General features: G+C 50.0%; 3 protein-coding genes. 2 read left to right on the top strand and 1 reads right to left on the bottom strand.

Features of this window, described 5'->3' with window-relative positions; translation table 11 throughout:
* Window positions 1–375: 375 nt before the first annotated feature.
* Window positions 376–2,241 (bottom strand): sulfatase-like hydrolase/transferase, encoded by a 1,866-nt coding sequence (locus LBF86_04005; GenBank protein MDR0664668.1) that lies wholly within the window; start codon window positions 2,239–2,241, stop codon window positions 376–378.
* A 92-nt stretch (window positions 2,242–2,333) separates the two neighbouring features.
* On the opposite strand from LBF86_04005, the gene LBF86_04010 reads away from it, so the two are divergent.
* The gene (locus LBF86_04010) at window positions 2,334–3,572 is read left to right on the top strand and encodes a tetratricopeptide repeat protein (protein MDR0664669.1); all 1,239 of its coding nucleotides are present in this window, start codon (window positions 2,334–2,336) and stop codon (window positions 3,570–3,572) included.
* Window positions 3,573–3,577: 5 nt separating this feature from the next.
* A complete protein-coding gene (locus tag LBF86_04015) occupies window positions 3,578–4,615 on the top strand; it encodes a polysaccharide deacetylase family protein (GenBank protein ID MDR0664670.1) in 1,038 nt (345 codons plus the stop codon).
* The last annotated feature ends 187 nt before the right edge of the window (window positions 4,616–4,802 follow it).

Raw genomic sequence — 4,802 nt, forward strand, 5'->3', positions numbered from 1 at the left:
TTCTATGGATTCCCGCCTTCCTCCGCGATTACGAAGCGCCCGCGCTTCTATCGCTCCGCGCGGGAATGACAGAGAGAAGATGATTTCCGCATTCCTTTGCGCCAAGCGAAAGCAAGCAAACGGGCGCTTCGCGGGTATGACGGGAGGGGCGGGAATAACAAGCTGCGCGGCGGTTTAATCGCTTATAACGCTAACTTCGCTAAAAATTTCGCGATCCTAAACCAAGCCGATCTGTTTTCGCCTCTCGTCAATCCCTTAAAAGGTAAGGGATCGCAAGCGAACGTCGCGCACGCGCGGGCTAAGGGAGCAAAAACTACGCTAAAACGCGCCAATAACATGTATCGTCGTTATCGCCGAAACAAAACCGTTAGCGCGTTAAAAATCGGCGGCTTTAACGTTTTGAACGTCTAAACTATCGCCGCTAAACAGATCGAAGGCGCTTTGATAGATCGCTACCGCGCGGCGGCGGGCGGCGTTGGTCAAATCCGCCGCTTTAGCGGGGCGTAGAATTACAAAATCGCCGTTTGACGAGGCGAACGCTAGGCGCGTGTTTGTGGCGACAAGCGCGCGCGCCTCTTTGCTGGTGACACTTAAAATATCGCGTCCGAAAAATCGCGACTCGTAACCCCAACCAAACAGGCTAAAAAGCGTCGGCGCAATATCGATCTGAGAGCAAAGCGTATCGATCGCGCGCGGCGCTACTATTTTTGGCGCGTAAAAAACGGCGATCGTCTCGTAATCCGCTAAACGCGGATTGTCGTTTGAAGCCACAAACGCGCCGTCGGATAGGATAATGAATACGGTGTCCTCAAACCACGGTTTTGCCCGCGCCGCGTCGATAAAACGCCCTAAAGCGTAGTCAAAATATCGCGTCGCGCCTTCGCGCGAGGTTTTCGGCGCTATATCGATTCGTCCGCGCGGGTAGTTATACGGAGCGTTAATAGACGACGCGAGCAACGTCTGATAAAACCGTCGATTAGCTATATAATGGCGATCGGCTTGCATAAGCGCTTCGGCAAATAGATCTTCGTCGCTTTGCTTGCCGCCGGAAGCGAAAGTTTTGTTTTCGGACGCGAAAGCGTCTCGATCAATAACCTCGTAACCTTCGCGCGCAAAGAAAGCGCCGAGATTGTCGTAATACCCGTATCCGCCGTATATAAATTGTCTTGCGTAACCGCGATCGGCAAATATATCGGCGATTGAAAAAAGCGGTTTGGCGGATCGCTTGATAATAGAATCGCCGGCGATCGCGGGAATGCTTAAATTAAACGCCTCGATCGTTCGCAAAACGCCGACGCCGGAAGCGTATACCCGCGAAAACGACAAACCCTCTTGCGTATAGCTATTTATATTGGGGGCGAACGCATTTAATAGCTTTTTGTCTAATCCGCTTGCGATCACGACGACAACGTTAGGCGTAATCTCCGTCTGTTTCGGCGCGGTTATTTTACGAAACTCTTTCGAGCCGTTCAGCAAAAATCGATCGTCGCCGCTTTTAATCTCATTGACGATAATTGAGATCGCTTCCTCTTTTGGAAGCGCGGGATAAAACGTATAATAATCGACGCTTTTCGCGCGACTAGCGGCAAAGAACTCGTAAATACCGTTGCGCGAAAGCTCTTGATAGACTCTGCGTTCGCCGCTTATAAAAGGCGAGTAGAACAAAAAGATCAAAACCGCTATACCCGCGTGAATCCAAAACAGCGCCAATCGCGTTTTTCCCGAAGAGAGCGCGCCGCTTGAATCTCGCGCCATAAAAAACTTTATCGCGCCTAAAACAAAAAACGAAGCCAATATAACGCATATCGTTAAGATCGTCGCGATCGCGGTAAGAGAAATTTTATCAAACCTAAAACCATTTAGCAGATAATCGACGGCGATAAAATTAAAACGGCTGTAATACGCGCCCCAAAATAGATATTCAAGCGTCGCGCAAAATAGCAGCAAAAACGAGAAAATAAAGATAAGCGAATAAAGATAGATTTTACCCGCCGTCGCGCGGTAAAAACATTCGCTAAAAATTAGCGTCAAAACGCAAGGAATAAGCAGTATATACGCAAGCGAAAATAGATCGTTTATCGCGCCGAAAAATAACGCTTCAAGCGCCGCTAAAAACTCCCAATTAAAATTGCCGCTATACACGACAAACAGCGCCAATCGCAATAACATGCTCGCGATTAACGCGATTGAAATAAGCGCTCCAAGCGCTCTAAAATGAGTCGTCGCAAGATAAGATCGCATAAATTCCTCGCAAAAATAAAAACGCCATTTTACCATTGCGTCGTAAGCGCGCGCTGGGTAAAATGCTCCAATTTTCGTTTAAGGAACGTCAAATGAGTTGTAAACATCTCCTTTTATGCGCGTTATTGTCTATTGGCGCGTATGCCCAAAGCATATCGATCGACGTATTAGACGCCACGATCAAAGACAAACGGGTTTCGGGCGCGAGCGTAATACTCCAGCAGACGGGCGAGGCGAGCTTGCAGGCAAAAACCGGCGCGAACGGCAAAGCTACGATCGCCTTGCCAAAACCCATTAAAGCCGACGCGACGCTGATCGTTAAAAAAGAGGGCTACTCCGACCTAGTCGTCAAATGCCCGTGCGACGGGCTGACCTACGCGCTTAGCCCCGTTATGCAAAGTCTTGACGGATTGCGCGTCGTGCTTTCGTGGGGCGCTCAACCGCTCGATCTCGATTCCCATCTTGTTTTCGGCTCCCAGCACGTCTATTTTGACGATCCCGCGAGCGCGTATGGCGGTAACGCTTACCTCGACGTGGACGACAGGAATAGTTTTGGTCCCGAAACTATCACGATCCAAAAGCTAGAGCCAAATCAAGCCTATATTTACGCGGTGCATAATTTTTCGCGAAGCTATTGCGACGTCAAACCCTCCAACCGCGGTTGCGACTCCGCGATAACCTCGATTGCTTCTAGCGGGGCAAAGGTTTTTGTGTATTCGGGGCGATCGCTCGTGAAAACTTACGTTCCGCCGCAAGAAGGCGGCGCTTTATGGACGGTTTTCAGGATTGATCAAAACGGGCAGATTGTCGATCTAAACGCTCTGCACGAAATTACGCCTAACGATATTCAATTTCCAGACGGAGACGACAATCTTAATCTGATCGCTCCGCGCAAAATGTCGGGGCTAATCAAAACTCTCGCCCAAACGGATAACCGCGCCGCCGCCTCCGCGATCGATCCGCGCGCCGAAGCGATAAACAAAAAGGGCGAAAAAGCCTACCATTCAGGCGATATAGAGGGCAGTATTCGCTACTATCAAAACGCCGTGGAGATCGATCCCGCTTTCGCGCAAGCCTATAGCAATATGGGGCTGTCGTATCTAAAACTCGATCGTTTTTCGGAGTCGATCTGGGCAAACCGCAACGCGATCGCGCTGGCAAGCGGCGAAGAAGCCAACGTGATCCGCGCGTCGTCCTACTACAATATCGCGCGGCTTTACGAAAAATACGCCGATTTTTCACAGGCGCTTAGATATTACGAGCTTGCCAAAGCGCAAAACGCCAACCCGACTTACGATAAAGCGATCGCGCGGGTAAAAGCCAAGCGCTAAGAGTTATGTTTCGCGTCGCGGCGCTCGCGTTTTCGTTAGCCGTTGCCTGCTTTGGCGTTTTGCCGCCCGCGCTGATCGAGCGCGGGGAGGATAATCTAACCTTCGATCGAGCCTCAAAAATAGAGATTTTGTCGTTCGCCAAAACGATATTAAGCCGCCCTCCGCTAACGGCGGATCTCCTAGCGCAAAAGATCGATCTTAAACCCGAAAAGATCAATATGATAAGCGTTCTAAGCGTCCGCGATCGCATGCTAAACGCTCTGCTCGACAACTATCTCGCCGCGAGCGACAAAGCGGGCGAAAACCCAACGCGATCAGACGCCGAAGCGCGATTACGCGAGCTTGTAAAAGATTTTGTTATTGAACCCAAGCGCGAGCGGTTTTATAACGCCTATTTTTACGAGCTGATCCGTCTTGCGGCGCTGTTTCCAAAAACGAGCAGCGAGATCGATCGCTTTAACGACGCGGAGATATTAGGCGGCGAGCTTAACGATCGCGAGTTTATTTTGACCTTCGACGACGGACCGACCGAGAAAAACGGTTTGACGGACAAACTCGTTCAACTGTTAAACGAGCGCAATCAATCGGCGATCTTTTTTGTTTTAGGCGAAAACGCCGCCAAGCGCCAAAACGAATTAGCCAAGCTATACGCAAACCAGCGCTTAGCCTCGCATGGCTGGCGGCACGAATCTCACGCGAAAACGCCGAACGCCAAAGAGTCGATACTGCGAACCGACGATCTGTTGAGCGTCTATGCCAAAGAGGTTTATATCAACGCTTTCCGTCCGCCATACGCTCAGCGCGACGCGGATTTAGGCGCGTTTCTAGCCGAACGAAATATCAGCCTCGTTTTATGGAATATCGATTCGCAAGATTGGCAAAGCGCCGTAAGCGCTAAAGCCGCCGCCGATCGCGTTTTAACGCTTATGCTACTATGGCGCAAAGGCGTTATTCTCTTTCACGATACGCATGATAAGGCGTTAAACGCGCTTCCTATCCTCTTTAAGCAAACGCTTCGTTTAGGCGTAACCTTTTCCGTCTAAGAGACCTCTCTTTACCTCTAACCGCTTATAAACGCGCTCAGCGCTGAAATCAACGTTTCTGGATTTACCAAACGCCGCTACGCTACGTGTTGCTTTTGCTGAGCAAGAAAAGCTAACTTAAGCGGAGACGATCTAACATTCGCTAATTTTGATTTTATCAAGAAAGGAGAGCGCTACAATGCAATTA

This window comes from Helicobacteraceae bacterium (genome assembly GCA_031258155.1).
GTDB lineage: Bacteria > Campylobacterota > Campylobacteria > Campylobacterales > SZUA-545 > JAIRNH01.